Consider the following 20,646-nt stretch of genomic DNA (forward strand, 5'->3'; position numbering starts at 1 on the left):
GGGGGGGATGATCCCCCCCGGCCGCCGGAGGCATCTTACAAGGAGACGCACATGGCACGCTTTTTCAGCGCCAGCGACATCGTCGGCACGGCCATTGAGATTGAGCGTCGCGGCCGCAATGTTTACATCAAGTCCGCTGCCGCCGCGAAGAATCCGGACGTCAAAAAGTTCCTGGAATTCTTTGCCGGCGAGGAAGCCCGCCACTTGGCCATCTTCGAGGGCATGGCCGGACGCATCGACAAGATCGAGCTCCCGGCCGGCAGCAACGAGGAAGAATACATGGAGTATGTCCAGGCCCTGCTCGACTCCCACGCGCTGTTTTGCGGCGGAGCCCCCGAGAAAGACCTGGCCGACGCCGCCGACGCCGTTGCCGCCATCGAACTGGCCTCGCGCTTCGAGAAAGACACCATCCTCTACTTTCGGGAGATGATGGATCTTATGCCGGAGGCCGAGTCCGGCATCGTCAAGCAGGTTCTCGACGAGGAACGCGGCCACCTGCGCCAGTTGCGCGGGATGCTCGCCACCCTGCGTCGCAACGCCTAACCCGCACGTGGGGCGGCCGGCCGGCCGGCCGCCCCGTTTCCTGCAATCCGGCGCTGCCGCCGGCCTGCCCGCGCGGACAGGGACAACCGCTTCGAGCCAGGGGGAAGACGACCATGTACCACGATGAGATCGGCTTCGACGCCATGACCCTGACCAGCCCCCTGGACAGCGCCTCCGAAGCCCGGGCTGCCGACGGCCTGGAACAGGGGTTGGCCGCCCGTCTGCTTGGCCTCGTGTTGGCCTCGGACCTGTTTGCCGCCCGCACCTGCTCTCCGAGGCTTTGGCAGGAAAACCTGCCGCTTACCGCCTGCTGGCCCGGCGCGACCCTGCGCGCCAGCGGCGAACGCCTGGACCAGGACGACCTCGACGCCTTTCTGGGCTGTCTGCTCCTGGCCTGGCGCAGCCAGACCCGGGGCTCGGCCCGCTTCGCCCTGCGCGACCTGGCCCGCCTGATCCGGCCCAAGGCCCGGCGTTTCGACGCCAGACGCCTGGAACGCTCGCTGTGGCGGCTGGCCGCCGCCCGCATCGACATCGAAGACGCTGCCGGCAGCTATGTCCTGCAAGTCCGCCTGCTCAACACGCTCCTGTGCGACCGGGCCGCCGGCCTGTGCGCCCTGGACGTCAGCCCCCGGATGTTGGCCGCCTTTGACGACGCCCAGCGCATCGAACGCCTGCTGGCCGCCCGCGGTCCCCTTGGCAGCGACGGCTTCACCCGGTGGCTGGCTGCCTTTCTGTCCCACGGTCCGGCCGCGCTGCGCCTGGATTTTGCCGCCCTGCGCCGCCTCTCGGGATTGACCCGGCAGCCCATGGCCGCGTTTCGCATCCGCGCAGTGGCCGCCCTGCAGGATTTTCTGGACCTCGGGGCCATTGCGGCCATAGAGTCTGCCGGTCCCGATCGGCTGATCGTCTCCCGGCCCGTGGCCCGTGGCGAAGAACCGGCCTGCCTGCTTCTGTCATAGCGGCCGTTTTCCATGGACGGCACCATGTCTGCGGCAGCAGGAGGGGATGAAAAATCCCGGGACGCAACAGACCAACCGGCCATAACCAGGGTCCAGGACCGGCTGTTGCCCGGCTCCAGACACTCCATGCCGTTTCGGCGGCTCACCCTTGACGTGGCCCGCGACGGCCGTGAATCGTTCATGACGCCCTCGCGGTTGCGGACCCCCTTGCCCAGACGTTCCCTGGAACCCCACACCGGCGATGCCCTGCCCCAACCTCCGTCTCTGGAAGACCTGATCGGCATCGAGCACAGCAAGCTCGGGTTTTATCAGGAACTGCGCCAGAAGGTGGAGGAACTCAAGGACGCCCACCAGGAATCGGAATTGCGCCGCCAGGAGATTGCCGCCATCCTCGACGGCATCACCGACATCATGATGGTGCTCACCAAGGACCTGCGTATTATTTCCGTCAACCACGTCTTTCACGAACTCTTCGACGTGCCCCGCCCCGAAGGGCAGCACTGCTACAAACTGTTCCGGCAAAGCGCCAAGCCCTGCCCCGAATGCCCGGCCCATCGCTCGTTCCGCTCCAATGCCGTTTGCCGCTGCATGGGCACCTTTAAAATCCACGGCGTGGCCCGGCGCTTTGAAATGGTGGCTTCGCCCATCCACAATCCCGACAGCCCGGAATCGCGCATCCTCATCTTCAAGCGCGATGTGACCATGGAGCACGAATACCAGGCCAACTATTATCAGGCCGAAAAAATGGCCACCATCGGGATGCTGGCCGCCGGCGTGGCCCACGAAATCAACAACCCCCTGACGGCGGTGTACGGGCTGGCCGAGGGCATCCGCCGCCGCCTGCCGTCCATCGAGTCGGCCGTTGACGGCGAACTCTACGACGACGTGGCCGAATACACCGAAACCATCCTCATGGAATGCCGCCGCTGCCGCGACATCGTGCGTTCCATGCTGTCCTTTTCCCGGCCGCACACCCTGGCCTTTTCGCCGGTCAGCTTAAACGAAGTGGTCGTTGACACGCTCAATATCTTAAAGCGCCGCCTGGACGAATGCGCCGCCGCCGGCCTGCGCCTCACCGTCAACATCCACCAGGGCCTGCCCACCGTGCCCGGCGACGAGGCCCAGCTCAAGCAGGTCCTGCTCAACTTGCTCGTCAACTCCATGGACGCCGTGGAGGGCGACGGCGAAATCACCATCACCACGCATCCGGAAAACGACAACACCGTCAACCTCTCGGTGGAAGACACCGGACGCGGGATCCCGCCGGAGAATATGGACAAGCTTTTCAACCCCTTTTTCACGACCAAGCCCGTGGGCAAGGGTCTGGGCATCGGCCTTTCCACCTGCTACAGCATCGTGCGCGAACACCACGGGGTCATCGAAGTGGCCAGCGAAGTCGGCATTGGCACGCACTTTACCGTGAAACTCCCCCTGGATAGCGGGCATCCCAGTGAATAGTTCTTATTGTGTCCTTGTGGTCGACGACGAACCGTCCATCGGCAAGCTCCTGCTCAAGGAACTGACCACCCCGGCCCGGGCCGTCCATGTGGCGGCCTCGGCCCGGGAGGCCAAGGAATTGCTGGCTAAAAACGAATACGAGGTGGCTGTCCTGGACATCCGCCTGCCCGATGCCAACGGCCTGGAGCTCATGGTCGAACTGCGCCAGCGACAGGAAGATTTGGAAACCATCCTCATCACCGGGCACGGGGCCATCGACACCGCGGTCGAGGCCATGAAACTCGGGGCCTTTGACTACGTGACCAAGCCCTTTAATCTGGCCGAACTGGAATTGCTGATCGAACGCGCCTACCAGCGCACCTATCTGCGCCGGGAAAACCGCCGCCTGCGCCATTTCCAGGGCCAGACCCCGCCGGTGCAGCTGGTCGGCAATTCTCCGGCCATCAAGCAGGTGCGCTACCTCATCGAAAAAGTCGCCCCGACCGAAGTGCCGGTCCTCATTACCGGCGAATCCGGAGCTGGCAAGGAAGTGGCCGCCCACCTGATCCAGACCCTGTCCAAACGGGCGGACAAACCGTTTTTTATCAAGAACTGCGCCACCCTCCAAAAAGAACTGGCCCGCAGCGAGCTCTTTGGGCATCTGCGCGGTTCCTTTACCGGCGCAGTGGAGAACAGCGAAGGTTTCATGGCCTTTGCCAACAAGGGAACGCTGTTTCTTGACGAAATCGGCGAACTGCCCATCGAGGTCCAGGCGGCCCTGCTCCGGGTGCTCGAAAACAAGACCTACCGCCGGGTGGGGGAAAAAGAAGAGCGCCGGGTGGATATCCGGCTGGTCTTTGCCACCAACCGCGAGCTGGTCAAGGAAGTGGCCGAGGGCCGCTTTCACGAGGCGCTTTTCCACCGCATCAACGTCTTTAATATCGAGATGCCGTCGCTGCGGGAACGCCGCGAGGACATCCCGCTGTTGGTGGAATTTTTCCTGTCGCGCCTCACCGCCGGACAGGCCCCGTTTCGCATTTCCGACCGGGCCATGAAATGCCTGACCGGCTATGACTGGCCGGGCAATGTGCGCGAACTGCGAAACGTCATGGAACGCTCCATCATCCTGTCGGAAAACAGCCTCATTACCGAACATGCCCTGCCGCGCGAATTCCTGGAACCGGCCCGGGCCGAGGAAGAAATCCTGACCCTGGAGGCCAAGGAGCAGGAGCACATCACCAAGGTCCTCAATTTCTACGACAACAACCGCTCCCTGGCGGCCGAGGCCCTTGGCATCTGTCGCAAGACGCTCTACCGCAAAATCCGCCAGTACAATCTCTTTTAGGGCGTTGCCGGCGACGCCCCTCTGGCGCGACAGCGACAAATACTCTAGCTTCAAGCCGTCGTGACCGGCTTTTGCCGGCTCTGGCCCGTCCTGGCCCAACAGCCGACGGAAACCCTTGCCCTGTGGAGAAGCCATGCCTTGTCTGCTTCGCACTTTTGTCTGCACCGCCGTCCTGGCCCTGGCCCTGGCCGGCCCGGCCCTGGCCAAGAAACAACAGCAGCCCCAGAACATCGATTTCGGCGCCGTCACCTGCAAGGAATTCGTCATGGAAATTGCCGACGCCGATGAAGACTCCGCCGGCATCATCCTCATGTGGCTGGACGGCTACTTAAGCGGCGTCTCCGGCGACACCAAACTCAACTGGAAAACCCTGGAAACCTTCTCCGGCGCGCTCATGGAAGCCTGCGCCAAGAAACCGGGCCAAAAGGTACTCGACGTGGCCAGGGAAGTCGGCATCAACTAGCGGTCGTCCATGGCGTCAGGCCGGCCTGTTCGCCATGATGTCCTGGAGATACTGCGTGCGCTCCCACTCCGTATGGCCTTTGCCCCAGGCCCGGCCCCGGGGCGCATCGCCCGCTCCTGACGCCGCCGTCCCCGCCGCCGTTTTGACTCCGGGGGCGGGCCTGTCCGGCCCCACGACGCCCCCGGCCCGGGAGACCTGCCCGTGAACGCCCCGGCTTCCCTGCTGCGCCGCCTTTTGGCCTCCACCCTGGCCACGGCCACCGCCCTGGTGGCGGTCATGTTGCTGCTGGCCACACTGGGTTTTTATTATTTCGAGCTGCGCCACGACCCCAGCCGGACGCTTTTTGACGCCCTGTGGTGGGCCATGGTCACCCTGTCCACCGTCGGCTACGGGGATATCGTGCCGGTCACCGTGCCGGGGCGCATCATCGGCATGGGCATGATGGGCGCAGGCATCGGCATCATGGCTGCCTTGACCGGCAATCTGGCCTCGGCGCTCATCGAGCGCCGCAACCGCAAACGCCAGGGGTTAGCGCCTGTGAAAACCTCCGGACACTGCCTCGTCCTTGGCTACAACAGCCACGCCGCCGGGCTCATCAAGGCCCTGGCCGCCGCCGCCCCGCCCACCCGGGGGCCGGTGGTGGTCCTCGTGGCCCCGATCACCCCCGAAGCCTTTGCCGAGGCCGCGGCCGACATCGGTCTGGAAAACCGGCTGGAATTTTGCCGCGGCAACCCGGCCCAGGAAGGCGTTTTGGGCCGGGCCTCGCCGGCGACGGCCCGAGCGGCCTACATCCTGTCCCAGGATGGCTTGGCCCCGGAAGAGGCCGATCAGCAGACCCTGCTCGCCGCCCTGACCTTTCGCGGGCTGGCCCCCAAGGTCCAGCTCTACGCCGAGGCGCTGCTTGAGACCAACCGCCAGCATCTGGCCCGGGCCGGGGTGGATGTAACCCTTATTCGCGGCGATCTGACCGAACGGGCCCTTGGCACGATGGGGGAACACCCGGCCCTGTGGCATTTCATGGAACGCCTCCTCGGCACGCCCGGGCATCGGGCCATGCAGGCCAGGGCGCTGTCCCATGACGAGCGCGGCCTGCGCTGGTCCCAGGTGGTGGCCCGGTCCATGGCCGACGGCCGCCGCCTGCCTGTGGCCGTCTTTCGCATCAAACGCGACATCACCATCAAGGAACTCCTCGATGCCGACACGGCCCTTGACCAGTTCATCCTGGAGCTGTTCGCCGCCTACGGCCAGGAAGGACGCATCGGCAACCAGGGGCCGGTGGTGCTGGTCAATCCGGGCGACGAGGTGGATTTAAGCGCTTTTGACGGCTGTATCGTCCTTGGCGGCGAGACCGCTGCGGCCAAGGACCATCGGGGCAAACCGGCCGGGACCAGCCCGAGCGACGACGCCGGTGGAGGCGCGCCATGAACAAGGATTCCTGGACCCGGGCGGAACTCTTTGCCGGCCTGTCCCAGGAGGAACTGGCCCTGATCGGCCCGGCCTTTACGTCGGTTGGCCTGCCCGCCGGCACGGCCGTCATTGCCGAGGGCCAGCCGGGAGACGACATGTTTTTGCTGGTGGCCGGCCGGGTGCGGGTCAGCAAATCCATGATGCTCAAGGGCATTGCCGCCCCCGGCCTGGACGCCGAGCGTACCGAGAAGACCCTGGTGGAGCTGGGCGACGCCCAAAGCCCGTTTTTCGGCGAGATGGCGCTCCTGGACCGGGACATCCGCTCGGCCACGGTCACCTGCCTGACCGACTGCCGGTTTCTGCGCATCGACCGCGACCGTTTTTTCACCTTCGTGGCCGAAAACCCGGTCATCGGGGTCAAGCTGCTGACCGTGCTGGCCAGACGGCTGGCTGGCGTTGTGCGCAAAAACAATGTGGAGCTGGTCAAGCTGACCACGGCCCTGGCCCTGGTCTTAAGCCGCCGGGGCATGGAGCGCAAATAGGCGGGGATGGATGCCTCCGGCGGCCGGGAGGGGGTAACCCCCTCCCGGACCCTCCCTGCCTGGGGAGCGCTTTTGTCCTCGGGCGTGGCCCGAGGACAAAAGCGCTCCCCAAACAGGAAGGATACGGGGAAGGAAATACCGTGGACCGCAGACAAGGTGGGGTTTCCAAAGGGGCTCAGCCCCTTTGGCCGCCGGAGGCCTCTTCTGCCTTCTGCCTTCTGCTCAGGCCAGCAGGCGCAGCAGCAGGCCGTCGAGGCGCTCGGCCAACTGGCCGCAGAGCCCGCCGCCGCCCGGGGACGCGCCAAACAGTTCGCGGCGCTCGGCCGCCAGATTCGGCTCGATCCCGACCCGGCGCTCCACCAGCGACAGGGTGATTTCCAGGCGCTGGGCCGGGAAAAACGTCTCCAGCCGGCGGGCGAAACCATCGGCTAGGCGGGCGAACTCCGGTCCGGCCTGGCGCCAGTAGTCCAGGGCCGCCTCGGTGGGGGGGAGCGCTGCCGCGCCGGCCAGCATGGCGGCCAGATTGGACAGGGAAAAACCGGGCATGCCCGGCCGCCAGCCCAGCAGCCAGGCATTGCGCTGGAGCAGAAGCCGTGAATCGATGCCGGCGCTGATGACCGATTCCAGGTCGCGGCGCACTGCCCCGAGATGCGGATCGGCAAAACGCTCGGGCTCCCCGGCCGGGTCCCAGGCCGGGACCGCCTCCCCGGCAATCTCGGCTTCAGGGGCAAACAGGCGCAGCAGATGGGCCAGCCAGGCATTGGCCCGGGGGGAATCCGGCGTCTCCAGGTGGGCATGCGACAGGACGTAGCGTCCCCGGCCGAAAGCGCCGGCAATGACGCAGGCCCCGCCGTCCAGGAACTCCGGAGTAAGCGTCAGCCCGAAACGCTCCTGGCAGGCCCCGAGCAAGCCCTGCGGCATGGCCCCCAGGGCAATGTCGGCCAGCATCAGATCGGCCCCGGCCCCGGCATAGGCCGCCACCACCGAGACCGCGTCCCCAGCCGCCCTCTGCTCCCCTGGCGGCGGCACGAACCCCGCCGGCCACCACACCGGGACTTCGACCTCGCGGGGCGCAGCCGCCGGGAAAAACGGCGTCTCTTCGGCCACCGCCAGCCGGACATGACCGCTGACCAGATGCTCCAGGCGGTCGGCAAAGGGCCGGCGCGTCCAGGAGCAAAGGGCCAGGCCCTCGGGATGGGTGAGCGCCAGGCCGCAGCCGCCGCACACCCCGAAATAGGTCCCGCCGTCGGCCACATAGCCACGGATGGCGGCCACGCCGGCCGGCCCCAGGGCGGCAAACTTGCGCCGGGCAAAGCCGCCGGGGACGAGCAAGGCCCGGGGCGGATCGCCGGCCAGCGCCCCCCCGGCCACGGCCGCACAGGTCACCGGGGCAAAGTCCACGCCCAAGGCGGCCAGCCCCCGGCACAGAAGCAGCCCCCACAAATGGGAATGGTCCCACAACACGGCAAACGGCGCAGCCATGGCCATTTCCTACAGGCACAGCCGCCGCCCGGCAAGAAGCGCCTTGAATTCCAGGCGGCGGCGTTTTACTTGCGCCATTGAAAAGCGGAGAGGCCCGGCAGCCGGGGAGAAAGACAAAAGACGCCTCCGGCGGCCGGGGGGATGATCCCCCCGGACCCCTGCGCCTGGTGAAATTTTTCAAGGGTTTTTGGGGGCTGTCCGGCAAGTCGGTCGGTTGCGGACCTGGAAAAGCCGTCGGCCCTGACAAGGGAAAACGACTGTTCGGCTGTCAGGAGAAGCCCGGATTGGGACTGGCTTCGCTCCATCCATTGCAGAGCAGGCGGCCAATGCCTGCCGAGGTGCCCCATGTCCAGCGATAAAAGCGATATTCCCGCCGGGAACCCGCAGCAGCCGGCTTTGGACGATGCTCCCGAGCCGGCCGAGGCGCAGCCCGCGCCCCATTTCATCATCGGCATCGGGGCCTCGGCCGGCGGGTTCGAAGCCTTGGAACAGTTTTTTTCCGCCATGCCCGGCGACTGCGGGGCCAGCTTCGTGGTGGTCCAACACCTCTCCCCGGACCACAAAAGCCTCATGGTGGAACTCTTGTCCAAGCATACCCCCATGCGGGTCTGCCAGGCCGAGGAAAACGTCCCGCTGGTCCCGAACACCATTTACCTGATCCCGCCCAAGGCCGTCATGACTGCGGCAAGCGGCCATCTGCATCTGGCTGCCCGGGAAGACCGACCCGTGCCCAACTATCCCATTGACGTCTTCTTCAACTCCCTGGCCGAGAACTCCGGCGACAAGGCCGTGGCCATCATCCTGTCCGGCACAGGCTCGGACGGGTCGCGGGGCATCCGGGCCATCAAGCAGGAAGGCGGCATGGTCATGGTCCAGGACGTGGACTCGGCCAAGTTCGACGGAATGCCGCGAAACGCCATCGCCACCGGGTTGGCCGACTTCATCATGCCCCCCTCCAGGATGCCGGAGGAACTGCTTAACTACCTGCGCCATCCCGTGGTCCAGGACTCGCTGCGCGCCCAGACCGGGCTGCGCGAGGACGACGACCGCCTGAACCAGATCTATCTGGCCCTCAAGCAGCAGACCGGGGTGGATTTCACCCTGTACAAGCAGTCCACGGTCCTGCGCCGGGTGGAGCGCCGGCTCAGCATCAATCACATCACCGGCCTGTCGGACTATGTGGCCTTCCTCAATCAGACGCCCGAGGAAATAACCGCCCTGTACAACGACCTGCTCATCGGCGTGACCAACTTCTTCCGCGACCCCGAAGCCTTTGCCGCCCTGACCACCCGGGTGCTGCCCGAAATATTCAAGGAACGGCGCAGCACCATCCGCATCTGGACCACGGGCTGCTCCACCGGCGAGGAACCCTATTCCCTGGCCATCCTGATGCGGGAATACATGGAGGCGGCAGGCGAAATCCGCGACGTCAAGATATTCGCCACGGACATCGACAAAAACGCCCTGGAATTTGCCAGCAACGGCCTCTACCCGGAAAATATCGCCACCGACGTCTCCCGGGAACGGCTGCAGAAATTTTTCATGCACCGCGACGACGGCTACCAGATCATCAAACCCATCCGGGAAATGGTCATCTTCGCGGCCCACAACATCATCAAGGACCCGCCCTTCAACAAGATCGATCTCCTAAGCTGCCGCAATCTGCTCATTTACCTGCAGCCGGTGCTGCAGCAAAAGGTCATGGCCTTTTTCAACTTCGCCTTAAACGAAAACGGCTTCCTCTTCCTCGGTTCGTCCGAGACCGTGGGCGGGTTTGCCAACTACTTCAACCTGTCTGATCCCAAATGGAAAATCTACCATTCCCAGGGCAAACATATCCCTCTTGATCTCGAAGGGTTCTCCATCACCCCGCCCCAGCCGCGCATCCCCGGCAAACCGCGTCTGCCCGGCTTGCGCCGACGCGACGACCTGGAAAGCCAGACCCTGGAAGCCCTGTTTGACGAGCTGGTGGCCCGCTACCTGCCGCCAACCGTGGTGGTCGATGAAAACCACGAGGTGGTCCACGTCATGGGCGAGGTGGACCGCTATCTCAAACTGCGCCCGGGCCGCACCAGCCTTGATGTGGCCGCGCTGTTGCGCCAGGATCTGGTCATTGCCGTGGAGACGGGCCTTAACAAGGTCTCCCGGGAAAACACCGAAGTGCTCTACACAGACGTGCGCCTGGAAGAGGACGGGACGCCGCTGCGCCTGGACCTGTCCATCCGCCCCTTTGCCACGCCCGGTTCCGGCCCGCGGCTTTATGCCCTGACCTTCCGGGAGGGCGAAGCTCCGGCGACAGAGCCTTTGGCCGAACACTTCGACCTCGACGCCAAGGCCAGACAGCGCATCCTCGATCTGGAGCACGAGCTTCAATACAATAAGGAAAACCTGCAGGCCACCATCGAAGAGGTGGAAACCACCAACGAGGAACTCCAGGCGACCAACGAGGAACTGCTCTCGGCCAACGAAGAGCTGCAATCCACCAACGAGGAGTTGCAGTCCGTCAACGAAGAACTCATCACCGTCAATGCCGAGTACCAAAACAAAATTCAGGAGCTGACCGACCTCAACAACGACGTCAACAACCTGCTTTCCTCCACCAACATCGGCGTGCTGTTTCTCGACCGCGACCTGTGCGTGCGCAAGTTCACCACTGCGGCCAAGGAGGAAATCAACCTCATGGATTTCGACGTCGGCCGGCCGCTTTCCCATATCTCGTTCAATTTCGACTTTGACGGGCTGGTCGATGCAGCCGGCCGGGTGCTCAAGACCCTGACGCCCTTCGAGGCCGAGGTGGGCAGCGCCCGGGGCCGGCGGCTGTTTTTGCGCATCCTGCCCTATGTCACGGTGGACAACGTCATAAAGGGCGTGGTTCTGACCTTTGTCGACGTCACCGGCATCAAGCAGGCCGAAGAGAAAGTCCGAACGCTCTCCCTGGCCGTGGAGGAAAGCCAGACTGCCCGGACCCAGGCTGACCAGCGCTGCGACTTCCTGGCCGCCGTGGTCGATTCCTCGCCCGACGCCGTGGTCGGCCTCGATCTGGCCGGGACCATTATCAGCTGGAACCGGGCCGCCGTTTCCCTGTACGGCTACGAACCAGCCGAGGCCCTCGGCCGCAATGTGCGCATGCTCGTGCCCGAGGACGCCCGGGACCAGGTGCACGATACCCTGGCCCGCACCGGCCGGGGCGAGCGTGTGCCTCCGTATACGGCCCGGCGGCAGCGCCGGGACGGCAGCGCCTTCGCCGCCCGGCTCACGGTCACCCCGGTTGTCTCGGCCGCCGGAACGGTGGTCGGAGCCACGGTCACGGTCCGGGAAACCACTCCGGACGACGCCCTGTAAGCCGCCCCACGCCCGGCTTGGCTCCGGGTCGTGACATCCGGGCCGATCTTTTGTATCCAGGGCCGCTTGGCGGCGTATCGCGCCGCAGACCCCCAAGGAGCGCATAATGACCAGCGAGGCCCTTTCCAAGGGATATGAGCCGGCCGACGTCGAGGCCCGGTGGATTGCCTACTGGCAGGACGAAAAGACTTTCACCCCGGACCCCGACGGCCCGGGTGAGCCCTATTCCATTGTCATTCCGCCGCCCAACGTCACCGGCGCCCTGCACATGGGCCATGCCCTCAATATCACCATCCAGGACATCCTGTGCCGCTACCACCGCCAGAAGGGCCGCAAGGTGCTGTGGATTCCGGGCACGGACCATGCCGGCATCGCCACCCAGAACGTGGTGGAACGCTCCCTGGCCGCTGAAGGCTCCTCCCGCGAGGCCCTGGGCCGCGAAGCCTTCATCGAGCGCGTCTGGAAATGGCGCGAGGAGTACGGCGACAAGATTCTGACCCAGATCCGCCGCCTTGGCGCATCGGTCGACTGGAGCCGCGAGCGCTTCACCATGGACGAGGGCCTGTCCAAGGCCGTGCGCGAAGTGTTCGTGCGCCTCTATGAAGAGGGCCTGATCTATCAGGGCGACTACATCATCAACTGGTGCCCGCGCTGCCACACCGCCCTGGCCGACCTGGAAGTGGAATACGCCCCGCACATCGGCAAGCTCTACCACATCCGCTACCCGGTCGAGGGCACGGACGAATTCGTCACCGTGGCCACCACAAGGCCCGAAACGCTTCTTGGCGACACGGCCGTGGCCGTGCATCCCGAAGACGAACGCTACACCCACGTGGTCGGCAAGTTCGCCATCCTGCCCCTGGTTGGCCGGCGCATCCCGATCATTGCCGACGCCTATGTCGAACGCGAATTCGGCACCGGCTGCCTCAAGGTCACCCCGGCCCACGACATGAACGACTTCGAGCTTGGCCGCAAACACGGCCTGGAGGCCATTGCCGTCCAGGACGAGGCCGGGCGCATCAACGACAACGCCCCGGAAAAATATCGCGGCATGGACCGCACCGTGGCCCGCAAGGCCGTGGTCGAGGACCTCAAGGAATTAAAGCTCCTCGACGACATCCGCGACTACGAGCACAACGTGGGCGAGTGCTACCGCTGCCGCACGATCATCGAGCCGTTTGTCTCCAAGCAGTGGTTCGTCAAAACCAAGCCCCTGGCCACGGCGGCCCGGGCGGCGGTGGAAGACGGCCGCACCGCCATCCTGCCGGACCAGTGGACCAAGACCTATTACGACTGGCTGGACAACATCCGCGACTGGTGCGTGTCCCGGCAGATCTGGTGGGGACACCGCATCCCGGCCTGGACCTGCGACGCCTGCGGCGAACTGATTGTCTCGCGCGAAACCCCGACGGTCTGCCCGGCCTGCGGCGGCTCGCTTTTAACCCAGGATCCCGACGTCCTCGACACCTGGTTCTCCTCGGCCCTATGGCCCTTCTCGACCTTTGGCTGGCCCGACAACACCAAGGAACTGAGGACCTTCTACCCCACTTCGGTGCTCAGCACCGCCTTTGACATCCTCTTTTTCTGGGTGGCCCGCATGATGATGATGGGCCTGCATTTCATGGGCGAAGTGCCCTTCAAGCATGTCTACATCCATGCCCTGGTGCGCGACGCCGAGGGCCGCAAGATGAGCAAATCCCTGGGCAACGGCATCGACCCGCTGGCCATGATGGAGCGCTACGGCACCGACGCCCTGCGTTTCACCCTGGCCGCCTTTGCCGCCATGGGCCGCGACATCAAGCTGGCCGAAGACCGCATCGAGGGCTACCGCCACTTCATCAACAAGCTCTGGAACGCCACCCGCTTTGCCCTCATGCACGTGGGCGAAGGCGCGCCGGACATCACCCCGGCCGAGGCGGCCAAGGCCGGCCTGTGCCACGCCATGATCCTCTCGCGCCTGGAGCGGCTCAAGATCACCGTTTCCGGGGCCATTGAGGGCTACCAGTTCAACGAGGCCGCCCAGGAGCTCTACGGCTTCTTCTGGCGGGAATTTTGCGACTGGTACCTGGAAATGGCCAAGGTGGACCTCGGCGGCGACGACGAGGTGAAAAAGGGCGCGGCCAAGCGGGTGCTCTTGACCGTCCTGTCCGAAGTGATGACCCTCATGCATCCGATCATCCCCTTCGTCACCCAGGAAATCTGGAGCAAGCTGCCGGGCGTGACCGAGCCGAATCTGGCCAAGGTGCTCTTCCCGCCGCTGCGCCCCGAACTTATAAGCGACGCCGCCGAATCGGACATGGAACTGTTGCGCTCCATCGTGGTCGGCGTGCGCAACATCCGGGCCGAGCTCAATATCAACCCGGGCGTGAAGCTGACCGCCCTGGTCCACACCGAGTCTGCGGCCCAGGCCGCCTCGCTGACCGAAAACGCGGCCATGATCAGCTTCCTGGCCAAGCTCGAAACCTTCCAGGCCGGTCTGGACGTGGCGGCTCCCAAGGCCTCGGCCTCGGCCGCTGCCGGCGCCTGCGCGCTGTATGTGCCGCTGTCCGGCGCCGTGGACTTCGACGTGGAATATCTGCGCCTGTCCAAGGAAGAAGTGAAGACGGTCAAGGAACTGACCGTGGTGGAAAAAAAGCTCGGCAACGACGATTTCGTCTCCCGCGCCCCGGCCGAAGTAGTGGCCAAGGAGCAGGAGAAGCAGGGGGCGCTCGGCGAACGGCTGGCCCGCCTGCGCGAACTCAAGGACCGCATCAAGAAGCTGATGGCCGAAGAATAGGGCCGGAAGCTTCCATTGGGTAAAAAGCAAGGGCGGTCCCGCGCGGGGCCGCCCTTATTTTTACGAAAAGGCTTGCATTTTCAGCAGGCGTCGACATATGAACAAGTATAAATTAATACATTGCAACAGTTGAGGTTTCCCATGCCCGCGACGGTAAACGAAGTCAACGATCTGAAGATGTATTTAACTGGTGTCATGAAACGTGCAGACCATCATGCAAACAATGTCAACGAGGTTGTCTTAACGCTGATTGGAGCTTTGCTCTGGAAAAAAGACCAAAGTCCAATCACCGTCATGACAAGAGAAAACCAAACAACAAATGTCTTATGGGTGTACATTCAAGGCAAGAAGTATGCATTCTCGTATAATCACGACACTAAATCCATTGAAATGCGTTTAAATTCAACACAAGGTGATGTTTTAAAATCATTCAACAACCAAGATAGTGCAACGGGCATCAGAGCTTTCTTCGAAACGCTTTGAGCTCCCTCACTCCACCCAATTCTCGCACCGAAGCCCTGAAACCCGCGTAAACTCGCGGCAGCGATCAGCATGTCCATACCGCCGATGACCTCGCCGCGTCGCTCCAAATACCCCCCGCCCACACCAGTAAAAAAGGCGGTTCCTCGCGGAACCGCCCTTTTTGCTCGTCATCTTGCAGGTCTTCCACCCGTTGCAGATCTTCCACCCGCACCATTGAAAAAATCAGGCCGAGAGGGCGCGCTTGCGGCCCCGGGCGGGGGCTGCCGTCTTTTCGCCGCGCATTTCGCCGATGAGCTGGGTCAGCACGCCGGACTGGGAGGCCACTTCGGTGACAGCCTGGGCCGATTGGCGCATGCCGTCCGAGGATTCCATGGAGATGCGGTTGATCTCCTCGATGCTGCGGTTGATCTCTTCGCTGGTGGCCGACTGCTGCTCGGAAGCCGTGGCAATGGACTGAATCTGGCTGGCCACCGTGTCGGCCAGGGTGACGATCTCATTGAGCGCGTCGCCGGACTCGCCGGCCAATCGGGTGGTCTGCTCAATGACGTCCACGGTCTTGCGGACGTTTTGCACGTTGTCCGTGGTCCCCTGCTGAATCCCGACGATTGCTTCACCGACCTCGCGGGTGGCGCTCATGGTCTTTTCGGCCAGCTTGCGGACCTCATCGGCCACGACGGCAAAGCCGCGTCCGGCCTCGCCGGCCCGGGCGGCCTCAATGGCGGCGTTTAAGGCCAGCAGATTGGTCTGGTCGGCAATATCGGAAATGACTCCCATGATGGCCCCGATCCCCTTGGCCCGCTCGCCAAGCTGCTTCATGTCGCGCTGCAACTCCTGGGCATGGGCCTGCACCTGGGCAATGCCGCTGACGACATCATTCACGACGGATTTCCCGGTGACCGCCTTGGCCTTGGCCTGATCGGCCGTGCCGGCGGCCATACTGGCGTTTCGGGCCACTTCCATGACCGTGGAGTTCATCTCCTCCATGGCCGTGGCGGTTTCCGCTGCCCGCTGGGACTGCACGCCTGCCCCCTGGCTGGCCTGTTCAATCTGGGCCGACAACTCTTCCGTGGCCGAGGCCGTGGCCTGGGCCACTTCCTGGAGCGTGCCGGCGGCGGTCATCATGGCGTCGCGCTGGGCCAGGGCCTCGCGCTGGGCCTCTTCGGCCTGGGCCATGGCTTGTTGGGCTTTCTCGGCTTCGGCGGCCGCCTCGGCGGACCGCTCGTTGGCCTCCTGGATACGCGCCTTGAGATTGTTGACCATGGCGCGCAGGCTGTCGGCCAATCTACCGATCTCGTCTCCCTGGTGCACGGCCAGTTCGCCGTCGAGGTTGCCGCCGGCCACCTTGTCGGCAAAATCCATGCTCGCATGGACCGGCCGGGTGATGGCCCGGGTCAGGGAGACGGCCACGGCAATGCACAGGACCAAGGCCGCGGCCAGGCCGCCCAGCATGACCATGGAGGCGGTGCCAAGGCTCTCAACGGCCTCCTGGGACAATTCCTTCGTGTGCGCCATGCCGGCGGCAGCCATTTCCCCCGCTCCGGCCAGGACGCTGTCCGCAGTCTTATTCCGCTTGCCGTCAAGTTCGGTGAGAGCGATCATGGCTTGGTCAAAAGCGGTCATGGCCGCCTTGTACTGGGCCAAGGCATGGCGCACGTCCTCCAGTTCCTTCTTGTTGGCCGCTTTGGTTGTGACGGCATCCAGTTGCTTGAGGATGGGGTCGGCCTTGGCGAACAGGCCGAGGGCTTTCTGGCGCAAGGCATGGTCACCCGTGGCCTGGGCTTTGAAATTGAGCACCCGGATCTCAGAACCCAAATCCATTAAGTCATCGATGGCGGACAGTTTGGCGAGCCGTTCCAACAAGGCCGCATGACTGGCTTCGGCGTTAATATCATCTTCAAATTGCTTTTTCTGGCTGTTGGTAAGCTGCGTGGCGCTCTCCACGAATTCGACAGCGGCGACATCCATGGCCTTGCGGGCTTCGCCCAGGACATGGATATTCTTTTCCGTCTCGTCGGCCAGGGCGAAATACGTGGTGGCGGCTTCCCTGATTTTGGGCAGGTCAGTTTTGAGCCGGGTCAGGCCGGGATATTTGACGGAAAGCGCCTGGGCCTGATCCAGGGCTTGGCGCGCATGCTCAATTTCGGTCTTGGCCTGGTCGCGGTAGCGCTGTTCCAGGCTCATGGAATAGCCGCGCATGGCAAACATGGTTTTCAAGGAAGAACGTTCAATTGCATTCGCAATGTCAGTTTCAGGCATATATTGTTTGGCAAGCGTGGCAGAAGAAGACTCTACATGCTGCATGTACAACACGCCCATCAATCCTAGCGCCATGGCGATAAAGATAAGACAGCCAAAACCAGCACCAATTTTCGCTCCAAGCTTCCAATTTTTCATATGCATCCTCATTCGGCAATTTCTATATACTAAATTCCAACTGGCAATTACTGCCAACTCCTACACAGAGATTATCGGACAGAAAATGAACTACTTAAACTCAATATCTATATGCCAACGATCTATTAAGAATGATACTTAAAAAATGTGCAGATAAATATAAAAAATTCTTTCTTGCAAAAGAATCGTACAGTAACAACCATTTTTTAAAATTATTTTTGAGGGCATCCTGTCCATACCTTCACCCCAAATGACGTCACTACCACCTTTTTCCCTTTTTACTGACTCGATACAGCCTATCGTATTCCTATGTTCAGAATCTACACCAAAAAAATTCCTATTAGCAAGACAAAAATCCGCACGAATTCTGGTCACTGCTTCGGGATATACAAGAAGACGTAGAGGCGACAGGGCCTTCCCTGCAGCCTGGGGTCTGACGGACGGCCGTCTCGCCCGGACGGCGCACGGAGGGGACACTGCGGCCCGAGTGCGGACAGACGCGCAGGCCGCGAGGATTGGCCAGTCTGCCAGAGGCAGAGCAACACAAGCGTGCCGTTGACCGACCTCGCGTTGCCGCCGCCACTCCTGCACTGAAAATGCAAAGCGCGGACCTCCCGGCCAAGGAAGCCCGCGCGTTGCGTCTCTGTGGGGAGACAACCACTCCCCGGCACTCTCCCGAAGCGTCGCCTACACGTTTTGCGCCCAGCGGATCAGCCCCAGGCTGTGGGAATCAAGCAGCAGCGGATGGTGCGGCAGGATGCGCACGGTAAACCCGAACCGGCCGGCCTCGGCCGGCCGCATCTCGCCCATGTAGAGGTGCCAGCCGTCGGCGGTGGTTTCCACCGGACGCATGGCCACGGTCTCGCGCTGGGCAAACTTGCCTTCGTAGTCCAGCCGGCCGGCGTAAATCTGCACTTCCACGTCCTGGGGGCGGATGCCGTTTAACTGCACTTCCGTCGTGACGCGCACGGATTCGCCCACATGCAGCACCTCAGGGTCGCCGGCCCGGATGTTGCGGATGTCCAGGTTGCCCCACTTGGTCATCATGTCCATGCGCCAGGAGGCCAGATCCTTGGCCGCGGCACATTCCTCGCGGGTCAGGCGGTTGTAGTTTTCCAGCGCCGGCCCGTAGGCGATGCGGGCATAGTCTTCCACCATGCGGTGGGAGTTGTAGACCGGGGTCAGCTGGCAAATGGAATCCTTCATCTTGCGAATCCAGTTGCGCGGCAAATTGCCGTGGCCCCGCTCGTAAAAGGTCGGGATGATCTCATTTTCCAGAATGTTATAAAGCGTCTGGCTCTCCACAAAATCCTGATACCCGGCGTCCTCGTATTCCTCGCCCATGCCAATGGCCCAACCCACGCTGTTGTCGGGCTTCCAGGCCTCGGCCCACCAGCCGTCCAGGGTGGAGAAGTTGAGCACGCCGTTGCACATGGCCTTCATGCCGCTGGTGCCGCAGGCCTCAAGGGGCCGGCGGGGCGTATTGAGCCACACGTCCACGCCCTGGACCAGGTAGCTGGCGATCTCCATGTCGTAGTCTTCGAGAAAAACCATATTGTAGCGGCACGGGGCCGTGCCGCACAACTGCACCAGATCCTGGATCAGGCGCTTGCCCTCGTTGTCGTGGGGATGGGCCTTGCCGGCAAAGACGAACTGCACGGGCCGGTCGGCGTTGGAAATGATGCGGATCAGGCGCTCCTTGTCCTGGAGCAGCATGTTGGCCCGCTTGTAGGTGGCAAAGCGCCGGGCAAACCCGATGGTGAGCGCCTGGGGATCAAGCACTTCCTCGGCGTTTTGCAGTTCGATGCTCTTGGCGCCGCGAGCCAGCAACTGGTCGCGCAGCCGCTCGCGCACATAGCCGACCAGCCGTTCGCGCAGACGTTCATGGGTGCGCCACAGCTCGGCGTCGGAAATCAGATGGGCCTGGGAAAAGACGCGGCTGGTGTCCGGGTCCTCACGCCAGTTGGCCCCGAGATAGCGGTCATAGAGCGCGGCCAGATCCTGGGCCACCCAGGTCGGCACATGCACGCCGTTGGTGATGGCCCCGATAGGCACGTCTTCCACGGGATACTGGGTCCAGACCCGGTTCCACATCTTGCGCGACACCACGCCGTGGAGCTGGGACACGCCGTTGTTGAACCGCGACAGCTTGAGCGCCAACACCGTCATGCAGAAATGTTCGGTGTCGTTGCGCGGGTCCTCGCGGCCAAGGGCGAGGAGCACCTTGAAGGCCAGCCCGAGCCGCTTGGCATAGTCCTCGAAATAGGCCTGAATGAGCTCCGGCGGGAAGCGGTCGTTGCCGGCCGGCACCGGCGTGTGCGTGGTAAACACGGAACTGGAGGCCACCAGCTCCATGGCCGCCTCAAAGGACAGCTGATGCTTGTCCATGAAATTGGCGATGCGCTCCAACCCGGCAAAGGCCGAATGGCCCTCGTTCATGTGGATGACCTTGGGCTTTAAGCCCAGGGCCTCCAAGGCCCGGACGCCGCCGATGCCGAGCAGGTATTCCTGGCGTACCCGCGTCTCCAGATCGCCGCCGTACAGGCGGTTGGTGAGCTGCCGTGTGGCCGGCTGGTTTTCCGGCACGTTGGTGTCCATGAGATACAGCGACACCCGGCCGACCTGCGCCTTCCAGATCTGGGCCGTGACGCGCTCGCCCTTGAGATCGACCGTCACGAGAATCCGTTCCCCGTCGGCCCCCTTGCACAAGGTCAGCGGCATCTGCTCGAAATCGTAAATGGGGTAGCGTTCCTGCTGCCAGCCGTCCGGGGTGAGGTACTGGCGGAAAAAGCCCTGCTGGTAGCACAGGCCGATGCCAACCAGCGGCACGCACAGGTCGCTGGCCGATTTGAGATGGTCGCCGGCCAGGATGCCAAGGCCGCCGGAGTAGATGGGCAGGCTCTGGCTTATGCCGTATTCCAGGCTGAAATAGGCCACCACCGGCGTGCCGTCGCGATCGGGGAAGGGAATCGAGGCGGTCTTGCGCGACAGGTAGGTGGTCAGGTTCTGGCGCAGATCGGCCAGCCGCTCGACGAAAAATTCGTCCTCGGCCAGGGTTTCCAGGGTCTTCTGGGGCAGGCGGTTCAGGAAGCACACCGGGTTCCCGTAGCACTCCCGCCACAACCGGCGATCCACCTGGGCAAACAAGGACACAATGTCGTCGTTCCAGGAAAAAAGCAGGTTGTAGGCCAAATCCCAAAGCGGTTTCAGCTTCTCCGGCAATTTCGGCACGACGCTATAGACACGTAACGGCTGCATACGTTCCCCTTTTTGAGTCCGGCCAGGATGGAACACCTGCCATCCGGCCAACTGCACGCCAGCATCTATCCATAAGCCCTCGCAAAAGGCAAGGCCGGCCCAAAAACGTCGCCACCACGACACCAGACCGACAAAAATTCTTGTATTTCAGCATATTAAAAAGCGTTTACAAATCCACTCAAAGAGGTACTTTTACCCCCCTGATTTCACTTCGC

Annotated in this window: 13 protein-coding genes; 10 read left to right on the top strand and 3 right to left on the bottom strand. The window is 63.2% G+C overall.

Annotated features, from left to right (window positions below):
• The first annotated feature begins 51 nt into the window (after positions 1-51).
• The 7 genes from NY78_RS13135 to NY78_RS13165 all read left to right on the top strand — a co-directional run bounded on the left by NY78_RS13135 (position 52) and on the right by NY78_RS13165 (position 6,696).
• Positions 52-543 (top strand): ferritin-like domain-containing protein, encoded by a 492-nt coding sequence (locus NY78_RS13135; RefSeq protein ID WP_043636711.1) that lies wholly within the window; start codon positions 52-54, stop codon positions 541-543.
• Positions 544-656: 113 nt separating this feature from the next.
• Positions 657-1,502, top strand: a complete 846-nt coding sequence (locus NY78_RS13140) for a hypothetical protein (RefSeq protein ID WP_043636717.1) — start codon at positions 657-659, stop codon at positions 1,500-1,502.
• A 24-nt stretch (positions 1,503-1,526) separates the two neighbouring features.
• Complete coding sequence (locus NY78_RS13145; RefSeq protein ID WP_082140002.1) at positions 1,527-2,960, top strand: two-component system sensor histidine kinase NtrB; 1,434 nt, start codon at positions 1,527-1,529, stop codon at positions 2,958-2,960.
• A complete protein-coding gene (locus NY78_RS13150; RefSeq protein WP_043636720.1) occupies positions 2,953-4,284 on the top strand; it encodes a sigma-54-dependent transcriptional regulator in 1,332 nt (443 codons plus the stop codon). The genes NY78_RS13145 and NY78_RS13150 overlap by 8 nt, the downstream gene beginning before the upstream one ends.
• A 133-nt stretch (positions 4,285-4,417) precedes the next feature.
• Positions 4,418-4,747, top strand: a complete 330-nt coding sequence (locus NY78_RS13155; protein WP_043636722.1) for an HdeA/HdeB family chaperone — start codon at positions 4,418-4,420, stop codon at positions 4,745-4,747.
• 201 nt (positions 4,748-4,948) lie between these two features.
• The gene (locus NY78_RS13160) at positions 4,949-6,172 is read left to right on the top strand and encodes a potassium channel family protein (RefSeq protein WP_082140003.1); all 1,224 of its coding nucleotides are present in this window, start codon (positions 4,949-4,951) and stop codon (positions 6,170-6,172) included.
• Complete coding sequence (locus NY78_RS13165; protein ID WP_043636723.1) at positions 6,169-6,696, top strand: cyclic nucleotide-binding domain-containing protein; 528 nt, start codon at positions 6,169-6,171, stop codon at positions 6,694-6,696. The genes NY78_RS13160 and NY78_RS13165 overlap by 4 nt, the downstream gene beginning before the upstream one ends.
• A gap of 222 nt (positions 6,697-6,918) precedes the next feature.
• On the opposite strand, the gene NY78_RS13170 is transcribed toward NY78_RS13165, so the two are convergent.
• Positions 6,919-8,178 carry a hypothetical protein gene (locus NY78_RS13170; protein ID WP_043636853.1) on the bottom strand — a complete coding sequence of 420 codons (1,260 nt, stop codon included), beginning with the start codon at positions 8,176-8,178 and terminating at the stop codon, positions 6,919-6,921.
• Positions 8,179-8,523: 345 nt separating this feature from the next.
• On the opposite strand from NY78_RS13170, the gene NY78_RS13180 reads away from it, so the two are divergent.
• The 3 genes from NY78_RS13180 to NY78_RS23735 all read left to right on the top strand — a co-directional run bounded on the left by NY78_RS13180 (position 8,524) and on the right by NY78_RS23735 (position 14,779).
• Positions 8,524-11,520, top strand: a complete 2,997-nt coding sequence (locus tag NY78_RS13180) for a chemotaxis protein CheB (protein ID WP_053062205.1) — start codon at positions 8,524-8,526, stop codon at positions 11,518-11,520.
• 106 nt (positions 11,521-11,626) lie between these two features.
• Positions 11,627-14,296, top strand: coding sequence for a valine--tRNA ligase (locus tag NY78_RS13185; protein WP_043636727.1), 2,670 nt, complete (start codon positions 11,627-11,629; stop codon positions 14,294-14,296).
• A gap of 141 nt (positions 14,297-14,437) precedes the next feature.
• Entirely contained in the window at positions 14,438-14,779 is a 342-nt protein-coding gene (locus NY78_RS23735; protein ID WP_082140005.1) for a hypothetical protein, read from the top strand.
• A 222-nt stretch (positions 14,780-15,001) separates the two neighbouring features.
• Here NY78_RS23735 and NY78_RS13190 read toward each other — a convergent pair whose 3' ends face one another.
• A complete protein-coding gene (locus NY78_RS13190) occupies positions 15,002-17,185 on the bottom strand; it encodes a HAMP domain-containing methyl-accepting chemotaxis protein (RefSeq protein ID WP_331428926.1) in 2,184 nt (727 codons plus the stop codon).
• Between the two features lie 675 nt (positions 17,186-17,860).
• Positions 17,861-20,431 carry an alpha-glucan family phosphorylase gene (gene glgP, locus NY78_RS13195; RefSeq protein WP_043636734.1) on the bottom strand — a complete coding sequence of 857 codons (2,571 nt, stop codon included), beginning with the start codon at positions 20,429-20,431 and terminating at the stop codon, positions 17,861-17,863.
• Between the last annotated feature and the right edge of the window lie 215 nt (positions 20,432-20,646).

It is taken from the genome of Desulfovibrio sp. TomC (genome assembly GCF_000801335.2).
In the GTDB taxonomy this organism is placed as follows: domain Bacteria; phylum Desulfobacterota; class Desulfovibrionia; order Desulfovibrionales; family Desulfovibrionaceae; genus Solidesulfovibrio.

Coding starts and splice junctions, on each gene's coding strand:
- NY78_RS13185 (WP_043636727.1), top strand. CDS start 11,627: ATGACCAGCGAGGCCCTTTCCAAGGGATATGAGCCGGCCGACGTCGAG.
- NY78_RS23735 (WP_082140005.1), top strand. CDS start 14,438: ATGCCCGCGACGGTAAACGAAGTCAACGATCTGAAGATGTATTTAACT.
- NY78_RS13135 (WP_043636711.1), top strand. CDS start 52: ATGGCACGCTTTTTCAGCGCCAGCGACATCGTCGGCACGGCCATTGAG.
- NY78_RS13170 (WP_043636853.1), bottom strand. CDS start 8,178: ATGGCTGCGCCGTTTGCCGTGTTGTGGGACCATTCCCATTTGTGGGGG.
- NY78_RS13180 (WP_053062205.1), top strand. CDS start 8,524: ATGTCCAGCGATAAAAGCGATATTCCCGCCGGGAACCCGCAGCAGCCG.
- NY78_RS13190 (WP_331428926.1), bottom strand. CDS start 17,185: ATGAGGATGCATATGAAAAATTGGAAGCTTGGAGCGAAAATTGGTGCT.
- glgP (WP_043636734.1), bottom strand. CDS start 20,431: ATGCAGCCGTTACGTGTCTATAGCGTCGTGCCGAAATTGCCGGAGAAG.
- NY78_RS13155 (WP_043636722.1), top strand. CDS start 4,418: ATGCCTTGTCTGCTTCGCACTTTTGTCTGCACCGCCGTCCTGGCCCTG.
- NY78_RS13145 (WP_082140002.1), top strand. CDS start 1,527: ATGTCTGCGGCAGCAGGAGGGGATGAAAAATCCCGGGACGCAACAGAC.
- NY78_RS13165 (WP_043636723.1), top strand. CDS start 6,169: ATGAACAAGGATTCCTGGACCCGGGCGGAACTCTTTGCCGGCCTGTCC.
- NY78_RS13140 (WP_043636717.1), top strand. CDS start 657: ATGTACCACGATGAGATCGGCTTCGACGCCATGACCCTGACCAGCCCC.